The following is a 26234-nucleotide window of genomic DNA, read 5'->3' as shown; positions in this document are numbered from 1 at the left end:
CGCACCGTGGGGGTGCCCTTCTGTGAGGAGTCTTCCCTTGCTGACATCAGCCAAGACGCCCCCCTGCGTGCCCCCGTCGAGGCCGCGGGGCCGGTCCGCCGCGCTGCACGCGACCGACCGACCCCGCCCTGCGGACTACTGACGCACCATCACCTCTGCCCGGCCGGCCTCACCACCATGGCCGAGCCGCCGCCCCGGCGCTCCGTCTCGGCGGCCGCGAGCCAACGCCCGTCCGGCAGCCGTTGCACGCCCGTCGCCGCCCCGATCTCCGGGTTGAGCTTGAAGACGTGTCCCAGCGCCTCGAGTCGTGCCCGGACCGGGCTGTTCCACAGTCCCGGTTCGAGCTCCGTCGTCGCGGCGTTGCGCTGGCTGGCGCGGGGCGCCGCGATGGCATCCACCAGTGGCAGACCACGGTCGAGCTTGCCGGTCAGGGTCTGGAGCACGGTCGTGATGATCGTGGCGCCGCCCGGTGATCCCAGGGCCAGCACCGGCTGTCCGTGCTTCAGCACGATGGTCGGCGAGATCGACGACCGCGGGCGCTTGCCCGGACCCGGCAGGTTCGGGTCGTGCACGGCGGGGCTGGCCGGCGCGAACGAGAAGTCCGTCAGCTCGTTGTTGAGCAGGAAGCCGCGCCCCGGCACCGTGATGCCGCTGCCGCCGGTCTGCTCGATCGTGAGGGTGTACGCGACGACGTTGCCCCACTTGTCGGCGGCCGTCAGATGGGTGGTGTTCTCACCCTCGTACGTCGTCGGGGCGGCCGTCCCGCCCGTGGTGCAGTCACCGGGGTGGCGGGGGTCCCCCGGGGCGAGCGGGCTGGTCAGCACCGCGTCGTCCTTGATCAGGCACTCCCGCGAGTCGGCGAACCGCTGCCCGAGCAGCTCCTTCGTCGGCACGTCCTCGAACGCCGGATCGCCGACCCAGCGCCCGCGGTCCGCGAAGGCGATGCGGCTCGCCTCGATGTAGCGGTGCAGGTACTGCGCCTCGCTCGCCTTCGAAAGGTCGGTGGACTCAAGGATGTTGAGGGCCTCGGCGACCGTCGTACCGCCCGAGGAGGACGGCGCCATGCCGTACACGTCGAGACCGCGGTAGCCGGTCTTCGTGGGTGCCTGCCGCAACGCCCGGTAGGAACGCAGGTCCTTGGCCGTGAGGTCGCCCGGGCGCACCTCGCGGGTGGCCGCGGGATCGACGGGCGGATTGCGTACGGTCCGCACGATGTCCTGGGCCAGCTTGCCGCGGTAGAGCTCGTCGACCCCCTTGCGGCCGACCTCGTCGTACGTACGCGCCAGGTCGGGGTTCTTGAAGACCGAGCCGACCACGGGGAGTTGGCCTCCCGGCAGGAAGAGCTTCCGGGTCGCGGGGAAGTCGGCGAACCTGGCCCGGTTGCCCTCCGTCTGCGAGCGGAACGTGTCGTCGACGACGAATCCGTCCCGGGCCAGGCGCTCGGCCGGCTTCAGGACCTGCCGCAGGGACTTGCTGCCCCAGGCGTCGAGCGCGGCGTCCCAGGTGGCGGGGGTGCCGGGGGTGCCGACTCCCAGACCGCTGGTGACGGCGGCGTCGAAGGCGATCGGCGCCCCGTTCTCCAGGAAGAGCGAGGAGTCCGCGCTGCGCGGCGCGGTCTCGCGCCCGTCGATCGTCTGCACGGTCCGGGTGCGGGCGTCGTAGTGGACGAAGTAGCCGCCACCGCCCAGACCCGCCGAGTACGGCTCGGTGACCCCGAGGGCCGCCGCTGTCGCGACGGCGGCGTCCACCGCGTTGCCGCCCTTGCGCAGCACCTCGATGCCCGCGGCGGTCGCGTCGGCGTCGACGCTGGAGACCGCTCCCCCGTAGCCCACCGCCACCGGCGACTTGGGAGTCGGCGGGGCCGGTGGCGCGGAGGAGGACGGGGCGGCTGCCCCGACGGTCACCACGGCGGCGAGAACTCCTAACAACGACACATTCCGCGCAACGGAACGCCTCATGCGCACCTCCAGTGAAGGACTGTCCGCGCAGGGTAACGCCGCCCCGGCCGCCCCGTCAGGACCGCCTCGAACTTGAGGCCGAATGCCCGCTAACATGCCCGCCCATGACTGACGACGTACGCAACATCGTGCTGGGCGTGATAGCCGCCGGCATCACCGCCGCCCTCGGCTGGCTCGCGCGCACCTATTTCTGGCGCCGGAAGCTCCGCCGCAAGCAGTCGTTCTTCGGCCTGCCGGGGAACTCGGAGTGCCTGCTCGTCGTCAACCGCGACGCGGGCGGGGACGGCGCCGTCCACCGGCACGACGTCTTCGCACTGCTGGAACTCTCGGCGCTGATCAAGGACTGCTCGGCGCATGCGCAGATCCTGTCGCACGACGTCGCCCAGCAGGGGTTCGGCGAACGGACCGAGTTCTGCGTCGGAGGTCCGGTCTCGAACCGCCGGATGGCCGCTCACCTGCATTCCCTGCTGCCCGGGGTGAGAGTCAACACCGATGCCGAACCGGGCCCGGACCGCAACGCCTTCCAGATCGGCTCCGAGCGCTACCGGGTGGAGAAGGGTGTCGCCGAGTACGTACTGCTGGCGCGCCTGACGGCCGGTCAGGAGGCGCGCCCGGTCTTCCTGTTCTGCGGGCAGCAGGCCATCACCAACCAGGCGGCGTCCCGTTATCTGGCCCGCAACCACGAACGGCTGGCCCGCAAGCACGGCAACAACACCTTCTGCCTGCTGCTGAAGGTGGTCAACTCCCAGGCCTACGGCCCCGATGTGGTCGAACTGGTCTCGGACGTGACCCGCGCCGCGCAGGCCCCCGCGCCCACCCCCGCGCCCCGGACCTCCCACCGCGCCTCCGGCTGACCCGCGGGGCGCGGCGCGCTGCGGGGCACAGTCGGACGGAGCGGCAGCGGTGCCGCTTCGTGGCCCCGGGCTCCGTGCCCCTCAGGACCGTGCGGCCGGCCGAAGTGCCGTACGTCCGGCGCGCCAGGCCGACAGCAGGTACGAGGACAGGCGTTCCTCCAGGTGCCCGGTCGCTTCCACGCCCAGCACCACATCGGCCGCGAGGTGCGGCTCGTCCTCCAGCAGCCCGCCTATCACGTCGCGGCGGACCACCTGTTCGTGGACCGCGTCGGCCTCGACGTGCTCGTCGTAGAACCGCTGCGCCGCGGCACCCGCTCCCGCGCGGCCCAAGGCCTGGGACATCCGCCGCGAGCCCGGGGACGAGGTGACCTCCACCGCGGCGAAGTGACCGACCAGCGCGCCGCGCAGGGAACGGTGGAGCCCGAACAGGGACATCAGGTTCACCGTGGCCAGCACCTGGGCCGGAGCCATCTCCAGATAGCCGCCGTACGCGGGGTCGAGACCGAGATCGGCCATCAGGTCGGCGAACAGCCGCGCGTGGATGTTCTCCGCCCTGCCGGCTCCGAACTCGTCGTACTCGATGGCCACCATGGCGGCCTTCGCCCGGCCCCGGAGCCTCGGCACCACCCAGATGTGGGGGTCCGCCTCCTTCAGGTGGTAGAGGGAGCGCAGCGCCGCGTACTCGGCGAGTTGCCGCAGATCGCCCTCGGCACGAAGGAAGTGGCTCACGCTGTGCCCGTCGTCACCGGCCGGCTCCACGAGCAGCGCGCCGATGGCTTCGGGCACGTCCTGCCCACCGGACGTGGCGTCGCGCAGCACGCGCAGGAAGGCCGCCTCCGCGTCGGCCCGCACCCGGAGCAGCGCGGGATCCCATTCCAAGCTCTCGTCCACGCCTTCGAAGCCGCGGTAGTGGAGCTCGTACAGCACGTACAGAAGAAGCTGGAGGTCCTCGCCGTACGGATCGGCCCGGCCGATCTCCTCTCCGCCCGGCAGTTCGGGGCGGTGTCCCTCCAGGGTGGCGATGACGCTCGCCGACAGGGGCCCGCGTGCCTTCGGGAGCCTCGGCCCCGGGGCGGGACGGGAGGGGCGGGCGTCGGTCGAGTGGGTGGTCACGATGGGGTGTCCTCGCCTTCCGCTGTGTCCGGGGAGCTGTTGTCCGGAGCGCTGTTGTCCTGGACGCTGTTGTCCGCGTCGTCGTTCGCCCGGTGCGGCGGGGCCGCCGTTTCGTGGCCGGTGCGCGCCCTTCTGCGGGCAGCGGCCGCGGCGGGAGTGCCTTCCCGGACGCGGTGGCTCGTGTCGCACCAGGGATAGGTGCCACTGCGGCGGCAGACGCAGAGAGCGACGACGAACCGCTCGGAGACGTGTACCTCCCCGTCGGCGGTGGTCACCTCCACCGGCCCCTCGACGAGCAGCGGCCCGTCACGGTCCAGCGTGATCCGGCGCGGCCGTTCAGATCCTGCGGGCACGGATGATCACCAGTTCCTCCCTGTCCCTGCCCGACGGCAGGAGGCCGCGGTCGCGCAGCCAGGGCAGGCGTTCACGCGTCACCGGCCCGAACGGAATGGTCATGCGGTCGCTGACCGACGCCTGGAGGCCGGCCCGGCCGAGGCGGCGCACGGTCTCTTCGGGGCGGCTGAGCTCCGAGTGGACCAGCAGGAGCAGGCCGCCGGGGCGCAACGCCGCGGGAGCGGCCTCGCAGATCACGTCCAGCAGACTGCGGCCGTCGGACCCGGCGTCCCAGGCGAGGCCCGAGCGCCGCCGTGGCCACGGCACGGCGGGGGCGGGCACGTACGGAGGGTTGCTCACGATGACGTCGAACGACCGGCCGGCCATCCCCGACATCAGATCCCCCCGGTGCACCGCGAGGGGCAGCCGGGCCATGGCGGCGTTCAATCGTGCCGACGCCACCGCGCGCCGGCTGATGTCCACCGCGGTCACCCGCGCACCGAGCCGGGCCGCGTGAAGGGCGAGGGCTCCGCTGCCGGTGCAGAGGTCGAGGAGCTCGGTGCCGGGGCCGATGTCCTCCCGGCTCATCGCTGCGGCCAGCATGAAGCTGTCCTCCTGCGGTCCGTACACGCCGGGCAGGCGCACGATCCTGCCCGGCCACAAGGCTTGGTCCAGGGTCCCGGGCACGCTCGTCGCCGAGGTGGTCATCACGCCCCCACCCGCGGCGGCGCCGCAACGGTTCGGACGGCGTGGAGGTCGTTGAGCGCATCGCGGTGGAAGTAGCGGCGGAAGTGTTCTCGGACAAGCAAGGACATGGGTCCTCCTCCTCGGGTACGACCGATGGGTGTCTGCCGGATGTCGGCAATCCACGGTGCGAAAACAGGACCCGGGGTCAGGGGGCTCGTGCTCGTCCGCACAATTCGTTCCGGCGACGCTCCGGAGTGAGTGGACCGTGAAGCGGCCTTCGGTCCCGAAACGGCGCCGGACTGGAGCGAGTACCCCTCTTATTGTCCCGCATGCCGTCCGGCCCCGCAGTCCGTGCCGGTCCCGGCCGCCGGTTGCGCCCCTCAGGAGCGGCCCCGGCCGTCCGGGCGGGAACCGGAACATGGTCCCGGCCCCGGCGGGCAGGTGTCGGACGAAGCCGGGCGGCTCCCCGCCGGCCCGGATCGCAAAGGGTAGGAGGCATCGTGTCTGCCGGTTCGAGCGAGAAGCGTGAGCGTCAGTACGAGCAGATCAAGGAGAACGCCGAGGAACACGGCGTCTCCGAGCAGCGCGCCCGGGAGGTCGCGGCGCGGGCCGTCAACAGGCAGAGCGCCCGCTCCGGCGACGCCGCGCGAGCCGGGGGGACAGCGGCGCAGGACCGGAAGTCCGCACCGGGCGACGAAGCACCCCGCAGCCGCTCGCAGGGCCCCACCAAGGCAGAGCTCTACGAAGAGGCCAAGAAGCAGGACATCGACGGCCGCTCCACCATGACCAAGGCCGAGCTGAGCAAGGCCCTCGGCCGCTGACCCCCGTGCGGAGGCCGCCCGGTCAGATGCCGCACCGGGCCGGGCCGATGACGCCGTCCGTGCCGGTCACGGTAACCGGCTCGCCCCGGTCGGCGGTCCGGGCCTGGGCGGCGGTACACAGGAGCTGCTGGCGGGCGGACGCGGAGAGTCCGGTGACCCGGGTGTCCAGAGTGACCTGGACACCCTCCGCGCTCAGCTCGACGACCGTCTTCACGTGTTCACCGGGCAGTTCGGACCGGAGGCCCGCCTCGCTCTCCGCTCCGGTCGGGCCGTCGAAGAGCAGGTCGAGGGCTCTGGCGGCCGCGAGGGAGGGGCTCCCCGAGCCGGTTCCCGAGCCGCTGCTCCCGCCGGACGAGTCGGCGTACCGCACGACGGGCATCAGCCGGGACGCCGACGACGAGGACACGAAGTACAGGACCGCGCCCAGCTGTCCGGCCGGGACCACCTCCACGAGCGCCGGTTCACCGGCCTCGACGACATCCGTGCCCCGGATGCCGCAGCCGGCGGCCAGCAGCACGAGCAGCGTCACGGACGGCAGCGCGCCGCGTGTGCGTGCGGCACTCATCGTCCCTCCAGGGGCAGTTCGACGGTGAACACCACACCGCCGGAAGGCCGGTTGGCGGCCAGGACCGTGCCGCCGTGCAGCCGGACGTTCTCCAGGGTGATCGCGAGGCCGAGACCGCTCCCCGCCGACCGGGTGCGCGCCGCTTCGGCCTTGTAGAAGCGGTCGAAGATGTGCGGGAGCACGGCGGCGTCGATCCCGGACCCGCCGTCCTCGACCTCCGTCACCAGTCGCGCCGCCCCGTCCCGCCGCCCGGTCCGTATCCGTACGGTGACGGGCTCCGCCCCGTGCCGCAGGGCGTTGCCGACCAGGTTGGCGACGATCACGTCGAAGCGGCGCGGGTCGAGCACCGCCCGTATGCCGTCCGGGAGTTCGGTGCGGACGCGGTCCTCCCAGTGCCGGGCCTGGAGCGTCTTGCGGATGGTCTCGGCCACGTCGACCTCGTCGCCGTTGAGGTCGGCGGCCCGGGCGTCGAAGCGGGAGATCTCCATCAGGTCCTCGACGAGCGTGGCGAGTTTCCCGGTCTCCGCACTGATCAGCCGGACGGCGGCGGCCGTGTCGGGGCGAAGGCCGTCGGCGTCCTCGTCGAGCACCTCGGTGACGGCGAGCATTCCGGCGAGCGGGGTGCGCAGTTCGTGCGAGACGTCCGAGGCGAAGCGCCGGGCCCGCTCCTCGGCCCGGCGGAGTTCCGCGACGGACTCCTGGAGCTTGGTCGAGGACTCGTTGAACGTCCAGGCCAGTTCGGCGAGTTCGTCGGACCCGCGGACCGTGATCCTGGTGTGCAGCTCGCCCCGGCCGATGCCGGCCGCGGCCCGGCGCAGGTCACGTACCGGGCGCAGCACGCTGCGGGCGGCGAGCAGGGCGGGCACCAGGGCGATGAGCAGGGCGGGCAGGGCCCCGTCGCGGGCCGCGGTGACCATGGCGTCGACGTTCGCCTCCTCGGTGGCGAGCGGCATCACGGCGTAGAGGACGAGCCCGGTGGGCTGCCGGCCGTCGCCGCGGTCGAAGAGGGTCGGCATGCCGACGGTCAGCCAGGGCTTGCCGTCCTTGACGACCCGCTGGAACGAGCCGTGGGTGTTGCTCCGCGCCGCGGCCCGGAGGCCGGGGGTGATCACGGTGGAGGACGGCCGGTCCGATGAGGAGACCCGCAGGTCCCCGTACTCGGCGAAGACGGTCCAGGTGTGCGATTTGCCGGCGCGGGCCAGCGAGAGGCACATGTCCCGCAGCCAGACCCGGTCCAGCGGGAGGTTGACGCCCTGCGCGCTCACCCGGTCGCGGAACTGGGAGACGGCGGTGTCCTGCGCCTGCTGGAGGATCGCTGAGCGGGCCTCGCGGTAGGTGAGCGTCGCGGTGGTGGCGGCGCTGACGGCGGCGACGAAGAGGAACGCGGCGACGAGGCGGGTGCGCAGGCCGAACCGGGCGGCGAACAGCTTCATCCGAGCGGTCCGAAGCGGTAGCCGAAGCCGCGGACGGTCTGGATGTAGCGGGGGCTTCCCGCCACGTCCTCGACCTTCTGCCGCAGCCTGCGCACACAGGCGTCGACCAGCCGGGCGTCGCCGTGGTAGCTGTGCTCCCACACGTATTCGAGCAGCTGCTGCCGGCTGAAGACCTGTTCGGGCGAGGCCGACAGGTGCAGGAGCAGCTTCAGTTCGGACGGGGCGAGCAGCAGCCGCTCCCCCGCCTTGGCGACGGCGAGGCCGACGCGGTCGACGGTCAGCGCGCCGTGGTTCTCGATCCCGCCGCGTCCGGCGGGTTCGGCGAGCCGCCGCAGCACCGCACGGATCCTCGCCTCGATGACCTCGGTACGGGCGGGCTTGATGATGTAGTCGTCCGCACCGGCCTCCAGCCCCACGACCACGTCGAAGTCGTCGCCGCGTGCGGTGAGCATGATGATCGGCAGCTGGCTGGTCTCGCGGATGCGGCGGCAGACCTGGACGCCGTTCATTCCGGGCAGCATCAGATCGAGCAGGACCAGATCGGGCCGGAATTCCGCCAGTGCGGCCAGTCCCGCCTCGCCCGTCCCGACGGTCCGCATCTCGTGCCCGCGCCGGCGCAGCCCCAGCTCGACCCCTTCGCGTACGGAGGGGTCGTCTTCGATCAGCAGCACGCGAGGCATGGCGTCAGTATCCCAGCGGTGAGGGAGTGGATTCGAAAGGGTGAGCGGGCCGGGCGCCGGGGCTCAGGTGCGGCGCAGCCGGCTCCGGACGGCGGTCAGCGCGGAGCTGACCTCGGTCAGCCGCAGCGGGCGGGCCAGCACGGCCACCACCAGGGCGAGGACGACGACTCCGGCTCCGGCGGCGGCGAAGTCCCCGAGTCCGGAACCGTCCGTGTCGACGGTGCGGGCCGCCGCGTACGCCAGCAGCCCGGCGGGCACGCACGCGGCCACCAGCCGCGCATGCGCCCACACCCCCGGCGAGCGCAGCAGCGAGGGCCGTTCCGTCCCGGCCGCGGAGACCCTGCGGTGCAGTACGTACGCGGTGACGGCGAATCCGGCGAACAGGGCCACGGAGTACGCCCCGGCCATCCCCGTCACCGCCCAGCGCGCGGGCAGCAGCAGATAGGCGGCGACCGAGAGGCCGGCGTTGAGCGCGGCGATGACCAGGTTGAGGAGGAACGGCGTGCGGGTGTCACTCATCGCGTAGAAGGCGCGGGAGAGCACGTACTGCCCGGAGAAGGCGATGAGTCCCGGCGCGAAGGCGGCCATCATGCCCGCCATCACGGTGACGTCCGCCGGGCCGGTCTGTCCGTAGCCGAACACGGAGCCCATGATCCAGGGGGCGAGGGCGAGCAGGGCGGCGGCGGCCGGGATCACGACGGCGGCGGAGGTCCGCAGCGCGTACGAGACGTCCCGCCGCACGCCCGCCAGGTCGCCGTCGGCGGCGGACCGGCTCATCCGCGGCATCAGCGCGGTGACGAGGCTGACGGTCACGATGCCCTGCGGCACCACCCACAGTTGATAGGCGTAGCTGTACGCGGTGTAGCCCGCGCCGCCCGCCAGGTGCTGCTCCGCCGCGTGCTGGCCGGTCGCGGTGGAGAGCCGGGTCACCACCCAGTAGGCGGCCTGGTTGGTGAGCACCAGCATGACGAGCCAGCCTGCCGCCCGCAGCGGCCGGGTGAGCCCGCTGCCGCGCCAGTCGAACCGCGGCCGCCAGCGGAACCTCGCGGCACGCAGCGCGGGCACCAGGGCGAGGGTCTGTACGGCGATCCCGGCGGTGGTCCCCCAGCCGAGCCACTGGGCCTGGGCTGCGGTCAGGTCGCCGTCCGAGCCGGCCGCGGTCCACAGGAAGAGCCCGAACACCGCGATGATCACGAGGTTGTTGAGGACGGGGGTCCACATCATCGCCCCGAACCGGTTGCGGGCGTTGAGTACCTGCCCGAGCAGGGTGAACAGGCCGTAGAGCAGGATCTGCGGCAGGCAGTAGCGGGCCAGGGCGATGGTGAGTTCGGCCTGTTCGCCGTGGTACGTCGGGGCGTACACCGAGATGATCAGCGGGGCGCCGGCGACGGCGAGTGCGGTGAGGGCGAGCAGTCCCGCGGTGCAGAGGGTCAGCAGCCGGTCGGTGTAGGCGGCGCCGCCGTCGGCGTGCTCGCGGGCGGCCCGGACCAGTTCCGGGACGAAGACGGCGTTGAGCGCGCCGCCGATCAGCAGCATGTACAGGATGTTGGGGACGGTGTTGGCGACCGTGTAGCCGTCGGCCCGCAGTCCGGTGCCGAGCGCGGCGACGACGACCGCCGAGCGTATGAACCCCGTCGCCCGCGAGACGACGGAACCGGCGGCCATGACGGCGCCGCTGCGCAGCACCGAGGCGGAGGCCTTCCGCTCGCTCTCTTCGGGGGCGACCGTGCCGGTGGTCGCGTCCGCGGCCGTCACCGGTGCGCCAGGTACGCCTGGAACGCCCGGTACAGCGCGGTGTTGGCGGCTCCGCCCATGGACGTCTCCCACTCTCCGAGGGTTTCCACGACCTGCCCGCCGGTGCCGAACTTCCAGCGCAGCAGCCCGAAGGGGCGGTCGTCGGGATCGAGGGTGGAGGATACCCCGCGCATGTCGTACACCTCGGCCCCCTGTGCCTGGGCCTCGCACATCATGTGCCACTGCAGGGCGTTGCTGGGGCGGACCTCGCGGCGGTGGTCGGCGGAGGCACCGGTCTGGTACCAGACCCGGCGGCCGGTGCTGATCATCGTGTGCGCGGCCAGGACCTCGCCCTCGTACACGGCGAGGAGGAGCTTCATCCGGCCGGGCTGTTCGGCGTTGAGCGCGGCGTACTGGCGCTCGTAGTAGGCGAGGGAGCGGCCGAGGCGGAAGCCGTCGCGCTCCTCGGTTATCCGCAGCAGGCGGTGGAACTCGGGCAGTTCGGCGGCGCTGCCCGTGACCACGCGTACGCCCGCCTTCCCGGCCCGGCGGATGTTGCGGCGCCACTCCTGGTTGAGCCCCGCCCACAGGTCGTCGGGGGTGCGTCCGGCGAGGGGGACCCGGAAGACGTACCGGGGCTGGGCGTCTGTGTCACCGTTCTCGCCGTCACCGCCGCAGCGCCGCCAGCCGCGGGCCCGCAGCCGGTCGGCCACGGCGGCACCGAGCGGGTCGACCTCGCTCGCCAGGACGTCGCCGACGGTGCGGCCGGGGCCGGTGGCGGCCTTGAGGCGGGCGGTGTCCCAGCGGCGGTAGGCGGGGGAAGGGCCGATGCGTACGGCGAACGCCCCGGCGGCCCGCAGATGGGTCACGAGCGGCCGGAGCCACCGGTCGATTCCGGGGTCGGCCCAGTCGGCCACCGGCCCTTCCGGAATATAGGCGAAGTATTTCCGGGTGCCCGGGAATTGCCGGTAGAGGATCAGCGCACTGCCGGCCAATTCACCGCCGTCGCCGTGCCAGCCGACCGTCTCCGAGGCCCAGCCGTCCTTCACACCGGCCCAGGACGGGTACTGCAGAAAGCTCGCGTCCGCGTGCGTGGCCAGCTGCGTCCGGTGCTCGGCCGCGGTCAGACCGCGTATCCGTAGTCCCTGGTCACGGCTGCGGTCTCCGGTCGCGAGCAGCGCTGACATCTCCGTGGCCCTCCCTCGTGGGCCCCGCCGTCGGTTCCGCAGGGCTGCACAGGATGCTCACAGCGGACCGTGACCGCGCCGCGCGCCGGATGTGACCGGTCGATGACCGTTGCGCTGCGTTTCTTGTCACACGCCCCTTTCCCTCTTTCCCGGGGAATTACGGAACTTAGGCTCCGGTGAATGCCTCTTCACCGACGACAGAGCAAGGCCCTGGAGGTTTTTCCGTTGATTCCCGCCCGTGTGGTCCCCGCCCCTTTGATATCCGCGATATCCGCCCTGCGGCGCACGGCCCGTTCCGCGCCGCCCGTCCGGCTCGCCCTGATCGCCTCCACCGCGGTGCTCGGAACCGCGCTCACGGCCTGCTCCGGCGGCGCGGCGGCCTCGGGCAAGGACGCCGGCGCGGGGCACGGCGCCGGTTCGTCCCCGGCTCCGGAGACCAGGATCTCGGTCAGCCTGCGCGGCACCGCGGCCGCCGCGGGCAAGCCGGTCACGGTGACGCTGGCCGCCGGGAAGCTGCGCGAGGTCACGGTCTCGGCGCGGGGCGGCGACGCCCTGGCCGGTCAGCTGTCCCCCGACGCCAGGACGTGGACGTCCGACCGGCCCGCCGCGCCCGGCACCACGTACCGCGTCGAGGCCGAGGACACCGGCGGCGGCAGCGACTCGGCCGGGTTCACCACCGCCGCGGCGGACAAGGTGAACAAGCTGACCATCGCCCCCGGCAAGAACACCACGGTCGGCATCGCCCAGCCGCTGTCCATCGTGTTCGACCACCCGGTGAGGAACAGGGCGGCGGTCGAGAGGGCGCTCAAGGTCTCCACCTCCAACCACACCGAGGGCTCCTGGGGCTGGCTGCGCGACTACTCGGGCCGCGACCGCGTCGACTGGCGGCCCAGGGAGTACTGGAAGTCCGGCACGCGCATCACGCTCGACGCGGATCTCAACGGCATCGACTCGGGGCCGTCGGGCGGCTGGTTCGTACGCGACTACGCGACGACGTTCACCGTCGGCAGCAGTCAGGTGGTCAAGGTCGACCTGGACCGTCACCGGCTGGCGCTGAAGCGGGACGGCCGGACCGTGCTGGACGTGCCCATGTCGGCGGGCACTCCGGGCGGCGACAAGGCGTCCTGGCGGGGCACGGCCGTGCTGATGGCGAAGGAGGGCACGATCAACATGCGCTCCGAGACGGTGGGCCTCGGCGACGCCTACGACAAGATGGTCGACTTCTCGATGCGGCTGACCTGGTCGGGGATGTACGCCCACGCGGCGCCGTGGAACGCCGCGTACTTCGGGGTGGCCAACCACAGTTCGGGCTGTGTGGGGATGAGCGACGCCGACGCCGCTTCCCTCTACCGGCAGGCCCGCGTCGGTGACCCGTTCGAGATCACCGGCGCGGACGCGAAGGGCACGGTCGCGGAGGGCAACGGCTACGGGGCCTGGAACGTCTCCTGGGCCGGCTGGCGGACCAAGAGCGCTCTGGGCTGACGGCCCGGCCGGCACGCAGCTGACCTTCTCCCCGCCCGGCACGGACCGTGGTACCCGTCCGTGCCGTGCTGCGAGAAGTGATCACCGGCTGCTGCCGGACGGACACCGCTCCCCGGGGCCGCGTCGCGGCGGCCCCGGCTACTGCGCTCCCGGCATCAACGTCCCCGGCCCGGCCGGAGCGACGCCCGCCGCCTCCGTCTTCGGATTGCGCCGCTGCCGCTTCGCCACCCAGGTGGCGAACCAGGAGAGCAGCATGCACATCCCGATGTAGATCGGCGAGATCACCATCACCACGGGGATGAAGGGCAGATCGTAGTCGAGGTTGGAGGCGATGAGCTTCCCCGCGTGGAGGAATTCCTCGTAGGTGATCAGATAGCCCAGCGAGGTGTCCTTCAGTGCCACGACCAGCTGGCTGATGATGGTGGGCAGCATCGCGCGCACCGCCTGCGGGGCCAGGACGAAGGTCGTGACCTGCGTCTTGCGCATGCCCAGGGCGAACGCCGCCTCGCCCTGGCCGCGTTCCACCGAGAGGATGCCGGTACGGAACACCTCGGCGAGCACGGAGCCGTTGTACAGGGTGAGTCCGGCGACCAGGGCGGGCAGCGGCTGCACCTTCAGGGCGACGAAGATGAAGAAGATCATCACCAGGACGGGCATGGCGCGGAAGAACTCGACCAGGACGGTCGCCACCCAGCGCACCGGCCGGTGGTCGGAGAGCCGCCCCACCGCGAGGACGGCCCCGAGCGCCAGCGAGAGCACCGCGGCGTACGCGAACGCCTTGAGGGTGTTGCCGAGTCCGCGCAGCAGCAGCTCCTGGATGCCCTTGTACTCGAAGGGCGACCATTTGGCGCTGGTGAACTGGTCGGTGTCGAAGAGCAGGTAGATGACCCAGCCGACCAGGGCGACGATCAGGATCGTCGAGACGATCCCGTAGACGAGGTGCCGCTTGCGGGTCAGCGGGCCGGGGATGTCGTACAGCGCGGTGGCGCTGGGGGCGGAGTGGGCGGTCATCGGGCAACTCCCCAGCGCTTTTCCATCAGGTTGAAGATCGCGCTGATGGTCAGGGTGATGATCAGGTACCCGACGGCGATCCAGACGAAGGTCCAGATGATGCTGTATCCCAGCTCGTTGAGCGTCTTGTAGGTGCCGAGGAGTTCGGTGACGCTGAACGCCCCGGCGATCGCGGAGTTCTTGGCGAGCGCGATGAGCGTCGAGCCGATCGGCGGGATCACCGAGCGGAACGCCTGGGGCAGCACCACGTTGCCGAGCGTCTGGCCGAAGGTCATGCCCAGACTGCGGGCCGCCTCGCCCTGCCCGGTGGGCACGGTGTTGATGCCGGAGCGCAGCACCTCGCAGATGAACGCCGAGGTGTAGCAGCCGAGCGCGAGGATCGCGAAGACGTTGAACGGCAGCACCAGGCCGAAGCGCGGCAGGCCGAGCAGCACGGCGAAGAAGAGCAGGGTCAGCGGGGTGTTGCGCAGCACGGCCACCCAGACCGTGCCGATCACCCGGAACGAGCCGACGGGCGCCACCCGGCAGGAGGCCATGACGAAACCGAGGACCAGCGCCAGGATCGAGGCGTAGAAGGTCAGTTCGACGGTCCCGAGGAAGCCCTTGCCGTAGAGCGAGAAGTTGTCGGTGAGTACGTCCATGTGTCGTGGCCGTCCTCTCAGTTCGCCGGGTAGCGGTCGATGGGCGGCGGCTTCGGCGCGGGCACCCCGGAGAGACCGAGCGTCGCCTCGAAGGCCTTCTTCCAGTTGCCGTTCTTCTCGTTGGCCTCCAGTGCGTCGTCGAGCGCGAACCGCAGCGCGTTGTCGCTGCGCGGCACCCCGATGCCGTACGGCTCCTCGGAGAAGGGCTTGCCGACGACCTTCATCTCGTCGGGCGCCTTGGCGGCGAAGCCCAGCAGGATCGCGTCGTCGGTGGTGACGACGTCGACCTGGTACGTCAGCAGGTTGTCGACGCAGATCGAGTACGTGTCGTAGGCGACCAGGTCGGCCTTCGGGTAGTCGGCGGCGATCCGCTGGTACGGGGTCGAGCCGGCCGCCGAACAGACCGTCTTGCCGGCCAGGTCCTGCGGGCCGTGGATGTCGTTCTCGTCGGTGCGGACCAGCAGCCCCTGACCGGCCATGTAGTAGGGGCCGGCGAACCCGACGAGCTTCTTGCGCATGTCGTTGATGGTGTAGGTGCCGACGTAGTAGTCGATCTGCCCGTTCTGCAGGGCGGTCTCGCGGTTGGCGGAGGCGATCGTCTTGAACCGGATCGTCTTGGGGTCGAAGCCCAGTGAGGCCGCCATCATCCGGGCGATCTCGATGTCGAAACCGGAGTAGACCCCGGTGGCCGGGTCCTTCTCGCCCAGATAGGGCTGGTCCTCCTTGGCGCCCACCCGCAGATAGCCGCGCTTCTTCGCCTTCGTCCACGTCCTGGAGTCCGGGAGCCGGAAGCCGGTGTCGACCTTGTAGACCGGCAGCGCACCGGGCTGCGGCCCCTTCACCGGCGGGCTGCCCTCCTTGCCGCAGCCCGCGGCGAGGACGGCCAGCAGGAGGCCGGCACAGGCCGCCAGTACTTTTCTCGTACGCAACACAGGGCCCCCCGTCAGTGCTTGAGGATCTTGGACAGGAAGTCCTTGGCGCGGTCGCTCTCCGGCGCGGTGAAGAAGTCCTCCGGGGTGCGGTCCTCGACGATGCGGCCGTCGGCCATGAAGACGACCCGGTTGGCGGCGGAGCGGGCGAAGCCCATCTCGTGCGTGACGACGACCATGGTCATGCCCTCGCGGGCGAGCTGCTGCATCACTTCCAGCACCTCGTTGATCATCTCCGGGTCGAGGGCCGAGGTGGGCTCGTCGAAGAGGAGCGCCTTGGGGTCCATGGCGAGGGCGCGGGCGATGGCCACGCGCTGCTGCTGCCCGCCGGAGAGCTGGGCGGGGAACTTGTCGGCCTGCGAGGCGAGCCCCACCCGCTCCAGGAGCTCCCGGGACCGCCGGTCGGCCTCGTCCTTCTTCCGCCTGCGGACCTTGAGCTGGGCCAGCGAGACGTTGGCCAGCACGGTCTTGTGCGCGAACAGGTTGAACGACTGGAAGACCATGCCGACTTCGGCCCTCAGCTGCGCCAGTCCCTTGCCCTCCTCGGGGAGGGGTCTGCCGTCGAGGGTGATGTGGCCGGACTCGATCGTCTCCAGCCGGTTGATGGTGCGGCAGAGCGTTGACTTGCCGGAGCCGGAGGGGCCGATGACCACCACCACCTCCCCGCGGCCGACGGTGAGATTGATGTCCTGCAGTACGTGCAACTTTCCGTAGAACTTATTGACGTCACGCAGCTCGATCAACGGATCGACGGCCATACGCTGCCCTACCCACTTATCGCTATGTCGAGGTCAGCGCAAACTATCCACCCCGGAAAGGGACTTCACACCCGACACGCGTCAATGGGGCATAAGGCGTTTTATCGCGCCGCGCGGTGGGGGGCGGCGCTCCCTCACCCCTCGGCCGACTCCGAGTACACCTGCGACAGCTCCGGACTGCCCGTCATCGCCCAGTCCAGACCGGCCTCGACGACATCGATCTCGCGCCCCGAGGCGAGCCGCACCACGGGCTGGCCGCTCGGCCAGATGTGCCAGTGCGCACCGGCGACGTTGCGCACCAGGACGGTCCCCAGATAGAGGCCCGCGTCGTTGCCCAGCCAGGGCAGTTCCTCCGGGTCGTCGCGCCAGCGCGGCGGCAGCTGGTCGAGCGCGGCCAACGAGGCCGGGCTGTCGTCGAGTTCGAGTCCCCGCTCCCCCACCCGGACGCGCAGCAGCTCACATTCGGCGAGCAGTTCTGCCACGCCTCCCGGATCGGCTTCGACGGCGGCCGCGAGCCCCGCCTCCCGCGTTCCGTCGTGACGCTTACGCCAGTTGTCCAAGAAAGGGATGTTCATACCGCTCAGGGTCCCATCCCGGCCCGGATCCGCACCACAGGGCGCGCGGCCTGTCGTTCGAGTGCTGAACACCACGTGTACGCCCCGCGTTCACCCGTACACGCTCCCGGCCCGGAATACAGGTGGAGGAGCCGGGCGGCCGGCTGGTAGGTTCCCCCTTCATGAGCAGCCCCGAGTCCGACAGACGCTAGCCACCGGTCCCCCGGTGGCTTCCCGCGTCCACGCCTGACCGGCTCCTGTCCGTCGTCACGGCTGTCGCTCCGCCGCCCTCCGGACCCATGTGATGCGGGTCCCGCCCCGGCGTGTACGTACGGGCACTGCTTCCTCACCCTCCACGCCCCCGCGCCTTGCCGCGCCGCGCCGTGCCGTGTCACGGCCGCGAGCGCGGCGGCCGATCCGCCGTGTCGCCGCTCGTCACCGACGGGCGGGTGCGGCCCGCATCCCCGACCGGTTCCGTCCATCAGCCGTCCATGGGGTTCTTCATGCCGTTTTCCGTCTACGCCCTCGGGCTCGCCGTCTTCGCCCAGGGCACGTCCGAGTTCATGCTGTCCGGCCTGCTGTCGGGCATCTCGGGAGATCTGCACGTCTCCCTTCCCGCCGCGGGTCTGCTGACCTCGGCGTTCGCCGTCGGGATGGTGGTCGGGGCGCCGCTGATGGCGCTCCTGGGCCGCAACTGGCCGCGCCGCCGCGCCCTGCTGTTCTTCCTGGGTGTATTCGCCGCCGTCCACGTCGTCGGCGCGGTCACCTCCAGTTACGGGGTGCTGCTCGCGACGCGGGTCGTCGCCGCGGTGGCCAACGCCGGATTCTGGGCCGTCGCCTTGGTGACCGCGGTCGCCCTGGCCGGTCCGGCGGCACGTGCGCGGGCCACGTCCGTGGTGGTCGGGGGTGTCACCGTGGCCTGTGTGGCGGGGGTGCCCGCCGGGGCGTGGCTGGGCGGGGAGTGGGGGTGGCGCGCGGCGTTCTGGGCGGTGGCCCTCGTCTCACTGCCGGCGCTCGCCGTGATCGCGGCGACGATCCCGGCGGGGCGGCCCGCGGCCGCGCTGCCGAGCGCGTACACCGAACTGCGGACCCTGGCCTCGCCCCGTCTGCTGCTGGCCCTGCTGACGAGCGCGCTCGTGCAGGGTGCGACCTTCTGCGCGTTCTCCTACCTGGAGCCGGTCGCCCGGCACGTCACCGGGCTCGGTGCCGCGTGGGTGCCCGTCCTACTCGCGCTGTTCGGTGTCGGTTCGTTCGTCGGCGTCGCGGTCTGCGGCCGGATCATCGATTCCCGGCCACTCGCGCTGACGGCGGCGGGCCTGGTGGCGCTCACCCTGGGCTGGGCGCTGTTCGCCTCGGCGGCGGGCAGCGCGGTGGCGGTGGTCGCGCTCGTGCTCGTCCAGGGCATGCTCGCGTTCGGCACCGGGACCGCGCTGATCTCGCAGGTGTTCCGGCTGGCGGGCGGTGCGCCGACCCTGGCCGGTTCGTTCTCCACCGCCGCGTTCAACGTGGGCGGGGCGCTCGGACCGTGGCTCGGCGGACTGGCGATCGGCGCCGGGTTCGGCTTCCGCTCACCGCTGTGGGTGAGCGCGCTGCTCATGGTCCTGGCGCTCGGCACGGCGGGAGCGGCCGCTGCCACGCGTGAGTCCGCCGTGGAGGCTCAGGCGCCGCGGCGGGCGGACGCCTGAGCACGGCAACCGCTCAGAGCTCCAGGTCGACGACGACGGGGGCGTGGTCGGACGCGCCCTTCCCCTTGCGCTCCTCGCGGTCCACGTAACTGTCCTTGACGGCGGCGGTGAAGGGGGCGTTGCCGTAGACGAGGTCGATGCGCATGCCCTTGTTCTTCGGGAAGCGCAGCTCGCGGTAGTCCCAGAAGGTGTACGGCCGGTCGTACTTCAGGGGGCGGGGCATGACGTCGGCGAGGCCCTCCTCGCGCAGGGTGGCGAGGGCGGCCCGCTCGGCCGGGGTGACATGGGTGGCGCCCTCGAACAGCGCCGGGTCCCAGACGTCCTCGTCGGTCGGGGCCACGTTGAAGTCACCGAGCACGGCGAACGGCTGCGCCCCCGCGGCGTCCCCGGCCACCGCCTTCTGCAGCGCCTCGAACCAGCGCAGCTTGTACGCGTAGTGCTCGTGCTCGACCTCGCGGCCGTTGGGCACGTACACCGACCAGAGGCGGACCGGCCCGCAGGTCGCGCTGATCGCCCGGGGCTCCTGCACTCCGTCGTACTCCGGACCGCCGGGCAGCCCCGTCACGACGTCGGCCAGCCCCACGCGGGAGACCAGCGCCACCCCGTTCCACCGGCCCGTGGCGTTGACCGCGGACTCGTAGCCCAGCTCACGGAGCGCCTCGGCCGGGAACTGCTCGGCCGTGCACTTGGTCTCCTGGATGCACAGCACGTCCGTGCCGGTGCTCTCCAGCCAGGCCAGCAGCCTCGGCAGTCGGGCGGTGATCGAATTGACGTTCCAGGTCGCGATGCGCATGTACGTAAACCTAGCGGCTCCCACTGACAGTGGCCGGGGCGGCGCCCGTCAGAGGCTCCTCGATTCCCCCGGGGCCAGCCGCTCGTGGTCCGCGCGGCCCAGGTTGCCGATGTGGGCGTCGTAGACGGGGCGGGCGAGATCGGTGAGCAGCGCGTCGTGGACGTCGATGGCCCGGCGCGGTCCGACCTCGCGCACGTAGTCGATGACCTCGGAGATCTTGCTCCAGGGGGCCATCACCGGAAGCATCAGCGTGTCGACCGGGTGGTCGGGCACGGTGAGGGCGTCCCCCGGGTGGAAGAGGGACCCGTCGACCAGGAAGCCCACGTTCGTGACGCGCGGAAGGTCCGGGTGGATCACGGCGTGGAGTTCGCCGTGCACCTGGACGTCGAACCCGGCGGCCGAGAAGGTGTCGCCGTGTCCGACGGTGTGGACGCGCCCCGGGAACGCCGCCGCGAGCTTGTCGGCCACGCTGCGCAGCGTCCAGATCTCGGCGGCCGGGTCGGCCTCCAGACCGGCCCGCAGCCGCTCCTCGTCGAAGTGGTCGGGATGCTCGTGCGTCACCAGGATCGCCTCGGCGCCGATCGCGGCGTCCCGCTCCGAGAACCCTCCCGGGTCGATGACGAGCGTGCGCCCGCCCTTCTCCAGACGGACACATGAGTGGGACTGTTTGGTCAGTGTGAGCGGGAGCGGCTCGGGAGTCTGGGCGTTCATGCGGACCATCCTGCTACGCGGGAGGTGTCGTTTCCGCCTGAATCACCGACTGCGCGATCGTGAAAGCGGCGCTCGCGGCCGGAATCCCGCAGTACACGGCGGTCTGCAGCAATACTTCCCTGATCTCGGCCGGGGTGAGCCCGTTGCGCAGGGCGGCCGTGACGTGCGCGGCCAGTCCCTCCATACGTCCCGAGGCGACCAGCGCGGTGAGCGTGACGCTGCTGCGCATCCGCCGGTCCAGCCCTTCCCGCCCCCACACCTCACCCCAGGCGTAGCGGGTGACGAACTCCTCGAAGCCACTGGTGAAGTCGTCGGCGGCGGCCATGACGCCGTCGACGTGGGCGTCACCGAGGACCTCGCGGCGGATCTTCATGCCCGGCCCGTACGGATCGGGCCGCCCGCCGGCGGCCGCCTCGGGCTGTGCGGTGGCGGCGGTGAGCTCCGCGACGGGCAGCACCGGGGCGGAGAGCCGGGGAGCGGACGGGAGCACGGGGATGGCGGCCATGGTGTCCTGCCAGGCCGTGGAGAAATGGGTGAGCAGCAGGTCCGTGACCGCACCCGGCTGCTCGACCGGGGCGAGGTGGGAGGCGCCGGGCACGAGGGCGAGCCGGGCGTCGGGTATGCCCGCCACCAGGGTCCGGGCGTCACCGGGGCCGGTGACCTGGTCCTCGGCACCGACGAGGACGAGCGTGGGAACGCCGATCCGCCCGAGTTCGGCGCGGATGTCGAAGGCGGCGAGGGCCTCGCAGGCCGCGATGTAGCAGCCGGGGTCGGTGGTGCGGACCATCTGGACGGCCCACTCGACGATGGCCGGCTGCGCGGCGGCGAAACCCGGGGTGAACCAGCGCTCCGGCGCGGTGCGGGCCATCGGCTCCAGCCCGTTCGTCCGGACGATCACCCCGCGCTGCCGGAACTCGTCGGCACTCCCGAACCGGGGCGAGGAGGCCACCAGGGCCAGCGTGGCGACCCGGTGCGGGTGCCGCAGCGCGAGATCCGCGCCGATCGCACCACCGATGGAACAGCCCGCGTACCCGAAGCGCTGGACGCCGAGGCTGTCGAGGGTGGCCACGACCCGGTCGGCGAGCTCGGCGACCGCGGTGGCGGGGTGGGCGGGCGCACCGCCGTGCCCCGGGAGGTCGTAGCGGAACACTCTCCAGTGCTGGGTGAGCTCGGGTATCTGCCGGTCCCACATGTGCCATGTGGTACCGAGGGAGGGGCCTATGACGAGGACCGGTGCGTCTTCGGGCCCGTCGAAGCGGTATTGCAGGGTTTCCACGTTCTTCTCGCTCACCCGCTCACGCTCCCACATCTCGCATTCGCTCCGTGAGCGGGGGCCGGGGCACTCGCCAGACCTCCCCACGTATCCGCCACCGACCGTAGATCCTCCACATCCGGCTTCACATACCAGCGCTTGGACGTGCGGACGTCGCTGTGCCCGGCCCAGCGGGCAAGAAGACGGTCCGGCACCCCTCTGTTCGCCAGCTACGTGAAGCAACTCGCACGGGCGTCGTACAAACGCACCCGGCGCAGCGAATTCTCGGCCATGACGTTGTATGCCCGCTCACGCAGCTGGCGCCCGTTGAGCGCCCTGCCGAGCACGTACTCGTTGTCCTCGTACCTCTCCCCCGCCGCAAGCTTCTCGGTGATCTGTGTGGCCTTGAAGTCGGCGAGTGCGTCGCCCACCAGGTCGGGAAGGGGAAGCCGGCGCTCCCCGGCAAGGGACTTCGTGTCCTTCTCGACCACGCCCTTGTTGCCCATCAGGGTCCGGGTCCGGTGGACGGTCAGAGTGGCCCTGTCCAGGCCGACGTAGGCCCACCGCATGCCGCAGATCTCCGCCGGCCGCAATCCCATCAGGGACACGAGGAAAGCGGCGTACAAACGGTCGTCCATGACCGCATCCACGAAGGCGCGCACCTCCTCAAGGTTCCAGGGCGGGATCACGGTCCTCGCCCGCCGCTCCGCCTTCCGATGGTTGCGAGGGACCTCCACCTCCCGGGCAACATGCACCTCGACAAGGCGCCGGGCAACGGCCCGGTCGAGCGCCTCCTTCAACCGCGCCAGCGACATCTCGACCGAGGCCACCCCCAAACCGGTGCCCGCCTTACCGCCTCGCACCCGCCCCTCGCGCAGCGCCCACTTCATCCACTCCTAGACATCGTCCTCGGCAAGGTCCTGGAGCCGGATGTGCCCGAGCATTCCCCGAAGACGCGCCAGAGTCATGGTGTAGCTGTAGACGGCGCGAGGTCGCTGTCGGCGACACGAGTCCGCGATGGCCGCGCATGCGGACCCCTGACTTGATCGGTTCCGGCGGCGGCTTCGGCTGGCCCATGGTCAACCGCCTGGCCCGCACGACCGCGGTCATCCGCTGTGCAGCCGGAGGCAAGACCGTCACGGCCTTCCTCTCCCGCTGACACTGCCACGGACAGCAAGACCTCCGGTCCGGATCACCGCAGAGCAGCGCAAGCTCGAAGGACTGAACATGGAAGCGACTGGGGTCTTTCCGAGGTGCAGACGGGGCGTGTGCGGCGACAAAGCTGCGATCACTCGCGGCCGAGCAAAGCGGCTGCGCGGACTCCACTTGGCACTCTGATTCATGACGCGAGGGGCTACGGGGAACGATACTCACCTCATGACGCCATCCGTCCCCCGGCGCTCTGGCTCCGAGCCGCTGCCGGTGATCGCCCCTCGCGGAGAATTCGACTTCGAGTCTCTGCCGTCCCTGCGAACGCAGATCGAATCTGCCGTCGCGGCCAGCGGGGCAGTGATTCTGGACGCCAGCGGCATCACGTTCGCCGATTCGATGTTCCTCGTGCTGATCCTCACCACCCATCAGCAGACCGACCTGCGCATTGTCAGCCCTTCTCCCTGGCTCACGCGCCTGTTCAGTTTCCCTGGTAGGTGGACCCGCAGACTGCGCCCAGGTTCAGCGAAGGGGCGCGGTGCGGAGAGAAAGGTAGTAGTCACCGACCGCCAACAGGTATTCGGGAGCACCTGTCTCGCTGTCGGTGGTGAATCGGGGAGCGGCTTTGATCTCCTCCCGGGACGGTGCGACCTTCACCGTCTGCGCCCTGGTGTCGATGGCAATGACGGCACCGGCCGGGATCAGCACGCTCCTGCCGAACTTCCACACACCGGTGTCGACGACCAGGTGCTGCATGCCGGGCTGGTCCTGCTGCCGGTCTACGTGGCCGATGCTCCCATCCGCGGTCTCCACGGTGAAGCCCACCATCGACTGGCCGTACGTATGACCGCTGTCCTGCGCGTACATCCACATACTGCTCACAGGCCCTGCCCTTCGTCCCGGCCAACCGCGGTCGGTGGCCTGCTCTCTTACGACGCTCTCTTCCTTCCCTGCCGCGTGCCGAGCAATCAGGCATTTGGCTTCGTCGACTGCATGTGACAGCAGTTGGCGATGGCTTTGAGCGGCATTCAGCGCTCGACGGGCGAGAGAATGTTGCCGAGTTTCCGGGTTCTGGCACAGATCTTGGGGGGCGCCTCGGAGTGTTACTGGAGCAGGATCATCTCGCGGAGCAGTTCGAATCCGGCTCGGCCGTAGAGCGGTCGCTTGATCTTCTTGATGCGGTTGACGGCGCCCTCGATGCTGCCGGAGCTCCAGTCCAGGGTGAGCCCGGCGGTCACGGCGTCGAGGTCTCGGAGCAAATGGAGTGCGAAGCCTGTGCGGCCGGGGAGCTGGCTGGCGTCGACTGCGTCGATCCAGGTGGGGAGTGTGGAACCGAGCCGGTCGGTGAGTATCTCGCCGAAGTCGCGGACGTGTCCGGCCGCCGTGTCCAGTTCGGGGCAGCGGGCCAGGACCTCCTTCAGGCCGACCCGGTCTTCCTCGGTCAGGGTCGCGGGGTGACGGGTGAGCCAGCCGGTCACCTGCCGCACCGTCAGTGGCCGGGGCGGTGCGGCGGACGGAGCCCCGAGCGTGCTCGGCAACCAGCTCGCTGTGCGGTCGGGTGACACTTGTGCATCCCTCGGCGAATCGCCGCTCCAGGTAAGGCTTGTAGGGGGCCAGTCTGCTGGGCCGGGGCCGGTTCTCGCGGATGGTGTCCTGCCAGTGTGCGGCGGCCGTGTACCGGAGCACGGTGTTGAGGCCCCAGCCCAGGTGCCGGGCGATCGCCCGGCGTGAGTGGCCTTGGGCAAGCATCTCGTGGACCACTTCCTGTTGCGCCTTCGCGGTGCGTGGATGGTGCGCTCAGTTCAGAGCGTGCTTTCCACCGGGGGGTCAGCGGTGTCGGGAACGGGTGGTGTGGTGAGGCTGGCCAGGAGCTGGAGGGCGGTGGCGGCCTCGGATCCGGGTGGTGTGCTGTAAATCATCATGGTCATGTCGGGGTCGTCGGGGGCCCGCATGGCGACGTAGTCGAGGGCGAGTTCGCCGAGCTGGGGGTGGTTGAACCGCTTGCGGCCGCGGGTCTTGCCGTGGACGTTGTGGTCGGCCCACAGGCGACGGAAGTCAACGCTGCCCAGGGAGAGTTCACCGACCAGGGTGGCCAGCTGCGGGTCGTCGGGGTGGCGGCCGGCATCCAGGCGGAGGTTGGAGACGGTGTCGCGGGCTTTGCTCTCCCAGTCGGGGTAGAGGTCCTTGGAGGCGTCGTCGAGGAAGACCAGCCGGGCCATGTTCCGCTCGGCTGCGGGCAGGGCGGGGAAGTCGGCGATCAGGGTCCGGGCCAGGTCGTTCCAGGCCAGGATGTCCAGACGTCGGCCGATGATGTAGGCGGGAATGGTGGCGAGGGACTGCAGAGCCTGGCGCATCTCGGGGCCGACCCGCTGCGGGCGGCCGGGACGTCTGCGGATACTGGTGGGTTTGGCGAGATTGTGCAGGTGGGTGCGCTCGTCGGCGTCGAGGCGGAGCGCACTGGCAACGGCGTCCAGGACGTCGGGGGACACGTTGCGGGCCCGGCCCTGTTCCAGGCGGGTGTAGTAGTCGACGCTCACCCCGGCCAGCAGGGCCAGTTCCTCTCGACGTAGGCCCGGCACGCGCCGCCGGCCGCCGAAGTTGCCCGCGCCGACGTCCTCGGGGCGCAGACGGGCGCGTCGGGTCTTGAGGAACTCGTTGAGCTGTTGGGCACGATCCATGGTCCCAGTGTCGAGCACGGCCGTGCGGGTCTGCCTGGTCCTGGCAGACCCAGGCAGGGCGACCCTGGGTTGCGCGGAGCTCTGGGTGCTCTGGGATCGGCTGCGCAGGATGGACCTTGTTCGCCAGCGAACAACGTCACCCATCGCACCGGACCAGGAGTTATCCCATGCTGAACACGCTCACGATCGTTGCCAGCTTCACCGCCAAGCCGGGCCAGGAGAAGCGTCTGCGCGACGAGCTGGACGCGATGATCGCGCCGTCCTTGGCGGAGGAGGGCTGCATCGGCTACCAGCCGTTCGCCGACCCCAGCCGCGCCGACCGCATGGTCATCGTTGAGGAATGGGTCAGCAGTGCGGCCCTGGACCACCACTTCTCGCTGCCGCACTTCAAGCACGTCGCCCAGGTCCTGGACGAGGTCCTCGCCGAGCCGTTCACCCTGCGTCGTCTGACCGACGTCCCCGCTTGAGACACCGCCGCACCAGCGAGCCGCCCGCCGGGTCCGTACTCTCGCGAACGTCATGAGAGCACGGCCTCGTGGGTTGTGGGGCCGGCGGGGCCAGGAGCAGGGCGAGGACGAGAGGCGGGGCCGCGGAGACCGTTCATCAGAGTGAAGAGCAGCAAGCAGATCATGGATATTCTGGAGGCGTACGACCTCACCGGCAGCTATCGGGCGGCAGCCGAGCTGGCCAGCTGCGATCACCAGACGGTGGCCCGTGGCTCCCGGAGCCGGCGCTCTGGCTGCAGTTCGACTGGGGCGAGGGCCCACGTCTCAACGGGCGCCGCACGTTGCTGTGGTGCGCGTGGCTGTCCTGGTCCCGGTTCCGGGTCGTGATCCCCGTCTTCGACAAGACGCTGCCCACCATCGCGGCTTGCCTGGATGCCACGCTGCGGCAGATCGGCGGGGTGCCGGCCTATGTGCCGACCGACAACGAGAAGACCGTGACGACCGGACACATCGCGAACATCGCAGTCCGCAACGCGGAGATCGTCGAGATTGCCCGCCACTACGGCACGACCATCCGCAATACCGGGTGGCGGGTGGAGCGGCGGTTTCCGGGGAGGCTCGGCCGCTCCGTTCGGAGGCAAGGAGTCCGCCGCCCCCTGATCATGGGTTGGGGCATCCCCCTGCCGAACGGGGTGCCTGTCCCAATGTGCCGGGTATGGCGGGCGCGGCAGAGTCCAACCATGAAGATTTCGCAGGTACTTGGAAGATCGGTCAAGCCCG

26 protein-coding genes and 3 pseudogenes are annotated in these 26234 nt (G+C 71.0%); 8 read left to right on the top strand and 21 right to left on the bottom strand.

Annotation, left to right across the window (positions count from 1 at the left end; genetic code table 11):
• Positions 1–149 precede the first annotated feature (149 nt).
• Complete coding sequence (gene ggt / locus OG408_RS32795; protein WP_285565150.1) at positions 150–1958, bottom strand: gamma-glutamyltransferase; 1809 nt, start codon at positions 1956–1958, stop codon at positions 150–152.
• 104 nt (positions 1959–2062) lie between these two features.
• Here ggt and OG408_RS32790 point away from each other — a divergent pair, with 104 nt between their 5' ends.
• A complete protein-coding gene (locus tag OG408_RS32790) occupies positions 2063–2812 on the top strand; it encodes a hypothetical protein (RefSeq protein WP_326673449.1) in 750 nt (249 codons plus the stop codon).
• 81 nt (positions 2813–2893) lie between these two features.
• On the opposite strand, the gene OG408_RS32785 is transcribed toward OG408_RS32790, so the two are convergent.
• Genes OG408_RS32785 through OG408_RS32775 form a run of 3 tightly spaced genes read right to left on the bottom strand, consistent with a single transcriptional unit; the run spans position 2894 to position 4966 of the window.
• Complete coding sequence (locus tag OG408_RS32785) at positions 2894–3925, bottom strand: iron-containing redox enzyme family protein (protein WP_285565151.1); 1032 nt, start codon at positions 3923–3925, stop codon at positions 2894–2896.
• Entirely contained in the window at positions 3922–4278 is a 357-nt protein-coding gene (locus tag OG408_RS32780) for a CDGSH iron-sulfur domain-containing protein (protein ID WP_326673447.1), read from the bottom strand. Before OG408_RS32780 ends, OG408_RS32785 begins: the two co-directional genes overlap by 4 nt.
• Positions 4262–4966 (bottom strand): HemK2/MTQ2 family protein methyltransferase, encoded by a 705-nt coding sequence (locus OG408_RS32775; RefSeq protein WP_285565153.1) that lies wholly within the window; start codon positions 4964–4966, stop codon positions 4262–4264. Before OG408_RS32775 ends, OG408_RS32780 begins: the two co-directional genes overlap by 17 nt.
• A 479-nt stretch (positions 4967–5445) precedes the next feature.
• Between OG408_RS32775 and OG408_RS32770 the strand changes: the two genes are divergently transcribed.
• Complete coding sequence (locus OG408_RS32770; RefSeq protein ID WP_266784792.1) at positions 5446–5766, top strand: plasmid stabilization protein; 321 nt, start codon at positions 5446–5448, stop codon at positions 5764–5766.
• A 22-nt stretch (positions 5767–5788) separates the two neighbouring features.
• On the opposite strand, the gene OG408_RS32765 is transcribed toward OG408_RS32770, so the two are convergent.
• The 5 genes from OG408_RS32765 to OG408_RS32745 all read right to left on the bottom strand — a co-directional run bounded on the left by OG408_RS32765 (position 5789) and on the right by OG408_RS32745 (position 11365).
• Entirely contained in the window at positions 5789–6331 is a 543-nt protein-coding gene (locus OG408_RS32765) for a hypothetical protein (protein WP_285565154.1), read from the bottom strand.
• Positions 6328–7764 carry an ATP-binding protein gene (locus OG408_RS32760; RefSeq protein WP_266784788.1) on the bottom strand — a complete coding sequence of 479 codons (1437 nt, stop codon included), beginning with the start codon at positions 7762–7764 and terminating at the stop codon, positions 6328–6330. The genes OG408_RS32765 and OG408_RS32760 overlap by 4 nt, the downstream gene beginning before the upstream one ends.
• Positions 7761–8444 (bottom strand): response regulator transcription factor, encoded by a 684-nt coding sequence (locus OG408_RS32755; RefSeq protein WP_266784786.1) that lies wholly within the window; start codon positions 8442–8444, stop codon positions 7761–7763. Before OG408_RS32755 ends, OG408_RS32760 begins: the two co-directional genes overlap by 4 nt.
• A gap of 63 nt (positions 8445–8507) precedes the next feature.
• Positions 8508–10199, bottom strand: a complete 1692-nt coding sequence (murJ, locus tag OG408_RS32750) for a murein biosynthesis integral membrane protein MurJ (RefSeq protein WP_326673442.1) — start codon at positions 10197–10199, stop codon at positions 8508–8510.
• On the bottom strand, positions 10196–11365 hold the full coding sequence (locus OG408_RS32745; RefSeq protein ID WP_326673440.1) for a lipid II:glycine glycyltransferase FemX: 1170 nt from the start codon (positions 11363–11365) through the stop codon (positions 10196–10198). Before OG408_RS32745 ends, murJ begins: the two co-directional genes overlap by 4 nt.
• Positions 11366–11620: 255 nt before the next feature.
• Here OG408_RS32745 and OG408_RS32740 point away from each other — a divergent pair, with 255 nt between their 5' ends.
• Positions 11621–12847, top strand: a complete 1227-nt coding sequence (locus OG408_RS32740; protein WP_442806149.1) for an Ig-like domain-containing protein — start codon at positions 11621–11623, stop codon at positions 12845–12847.
• Between the two features lie 138 nt (positions 12848–12985).
• Here OG408_RS32740 and OG408_RS32735 read toward each other — a convergent pair whose 3' ends face one another.
• The 5 genes from OG408_RS32735 to OG408_RS32715 form a co-directional block, all read right to left on the bottom strand.
• A complete protein-coding gene (locus OG408_RS32735) occupies positions 12986–13858 on the bottom strand; it encodes an amino acid ABC transporter permease (RefSeq protein WP_266784780.1) in 873 nt (290 codons plus the stop codon).
• Positions 13855–14499, bottom strand: a complete 645-nt coding sequence (locus tag OG408_RS32730) for an amino acid ABC transporter permease (RefSeq protein WP_266784778.1) — start codon at positions 14497–14499, stop codon at positions 13855–13857. The genes OG408_RS32735 and OG408_RS32730 overlap by 4 nt, the downstream gene beginning before the upstream one ends.
• 17 nt (positions 14500–14516) lie before the next feature.
• Positions 14517–15428, bottom strand: a complete 912-nt coding sequence (locus tag OG408_RS32725) for a glutamate ABC transporter substrate-binding protein (RefSeq protein WP_266784776.1) — start codon at positions 15426–15428, stop codon at positions 14517–14519.
• A gap of 14 nt (positions 15429–15442) precedes the next feature.
• The gene (locus OG408_RS32720) at positions 15443–16186 is read right to left on the bottom strand and encodes an amino acid ABC transporter ATP-binding protein (RefSeq protein WP_266784774.1); all 744 of its coding nucleotides are present in this window, start codon (positions 16184–16186) and stop codon (positions 15443–15445) included.
• Between the two features lie 134 nt (positions 16187–16320).
• A complete protein-coding gene (locus tag OG408_RS32715) occupies positions 16321–16761 on the bottom strand; it encodes a DUF6278 family protein (RefSeq protein ID WP_266784772.1) in 441 nt (146 codons plus the stop codon).
• Between the two features lie 482 nt (positions 16762–17243).
• On the opposite strand from OG408_RS32715, the gene OG408_RS32710 reads away from it, so the two are divergent.
• Positions 17244–18425 (top strand): Cmx/CmrA family chloramphenicol efflux MFS transporter, encoded by a 1182-nt coding sequence (locus OG408_RS32710; RefSeq protein ID WP_285565158.1) that lies wholly within the window; start codon positions 17244–17246, stop codon positions 18423–18425.
• A 13-nt stretch (positions 18426–18438) separates the two neighbouring features.
• Here the strand turns inward: OG408_RS32710 and OG408_RS32705 are convergent, their stop codons facing one another.
• From OG408_RS32705 to OG408_RS32690, 4 genes are all read right to left on the bottom strand, one after another.
• Positions 18439–19218: an exodeoxyribonuclease III gene (locus OG408_RS32705; protein WP_266784768.1), complete on the bottom strand. Its 780-nt coding sequence runs from the start codon at positions 19216–19218 to the stop codon at positions 18439–18441.
• Positions 19219–19266: 48 nt separating this feature from the next.
• On the bottom strand, positions 19267–19929 hold the full coding sequence (locus OG408_RS32700; RefSeq protein ID WP_266784766.1) for an MBL fold metallo-hydrolase: 663 nt from the start codon (positions 19927–19929) through the stop codon (positions 19267–19269).
• 13 nt (positions 19930–19942) lie between these two features.
• Positions 19943–21238: a bifunctional 3-oxoadipate enol-lactonase/4-carboxymuconolactone decarboxylase PcaDC gene (pcaDC, locus tag OG408_RS32695; RefSeq protein ID WP_326673435.1), complete on the bottom strand. Its 1296-nt coding sequence runs from the start codon at positions 21236–21238 to the stop codon at positions 19943–19945.
• A gap of 173 nt (positions 21239–21411) precedes the next feature.
• Positions 21412–22071, bottom strand: coding sequence for a hypothetical protein (locus OG408_RS32690; protein WP_326673433.1), 660 nt, complete (start codon positions 22069–22071; stop codon positions 21412–21414).
• Between the two features lie 98 nt (positions 22072–22169).
• Here OG408_RS32690 and OG408_RS32685 point away from each other — a divergent pair.
• Positions 22170–22340, top strand: a pseudogene (locus tag OG408_RS32685) (ATP-binding protein); the annotation flags it as partial.
• A gap of 182 nt (positions 22341–22522) precedes the next feature.
• Positions 22523–22804 (top strand): annotated as a pseudogene (locus OG408_RS32680) (STAS domain-containing protein); the annotation flags it as partial.
• A gap of 48 nt (positions 22805–22852) precedes the next feature.
• Here the strand turns inward: OG408_RS32680 and OG408_RS32675 are convergent.
• The 3 genes from OG408_RS32675 to OG408_RS32665 form a co-directional block, all read right to left on the bottom strand.
• Entirely contained in the window at positions 22853–23203 is a 351-nt protein-coding gene (locus OG408_RS32675; protein WP_442806148.1) for a PRC-barrel domain containing protein, read from the bottom strand.
• A 230-nt stretch (positions 23204–23433) separates the two neighbouring features.
• The gene (locus OG408_RS32670; protein ID WP_326673431.1) at positions 23434–23808 is read right to left on the bottom strand and encodes a transposase; all 375 of its coding nucleotides are present in this window, start codon (positions 23806–23808) and stop codon (positions 23434–23436) included.
• A 324-nt stretch (positions 23809–24132) separates the two neighbouring features.
• The gene (locus OG408_RS32665) at positions 24133–25008 is read right to left on the bottom strand and encodes a helix-turn-helix domain-containing protein (RefSeq protein ID WP_326673429.1); all 876 of its coding nucleotides are present in this window, start codon (positions 25006–25008) and stop codon (positions 24133–24135) included.
• 167 nt (positions 25009–25175) lie between these two features.
• Here OG408_RS32665 and OG408_RS32660 point away from each other — a divergent pair, with 167 nt between their 5' ends.
• Complete coding sequence (locus OG408_RS32660; RefSeq protein ID WP_326673427.1) at positions 25176–25475, top strand: putative quinol monooxygenase; 300 nt, start codon at positions 25176–25178, stop codon at positions 25473–25475.
• Between the two features lie 141 nt (positions 25476–25616).
• Positions 25617–26032, top strand: a pseudogene (locus OG408_RS32655) (IS21 family transposase); the annotation flags it as partial.
• Between the last annotated feature and the right edge of the window lie 202 nt (positions 26033–26234).

Origin of the sequence: Streptomyces sp. NBC_01257, from assembly GCF_035917255.1 — a bacterium.
In the GTDB taxonomy this organism is placed as follows: Bacteria; Actinomycetota; Actinomycetes; order Streptomycetales; family Streptomycetaceae; genus Streptomyces.
The sequence above is the reverse complement of the archived record's forward strand: the minus strand, read 5'-3'. Positions and strand labels throughout refer to the sequence as shown.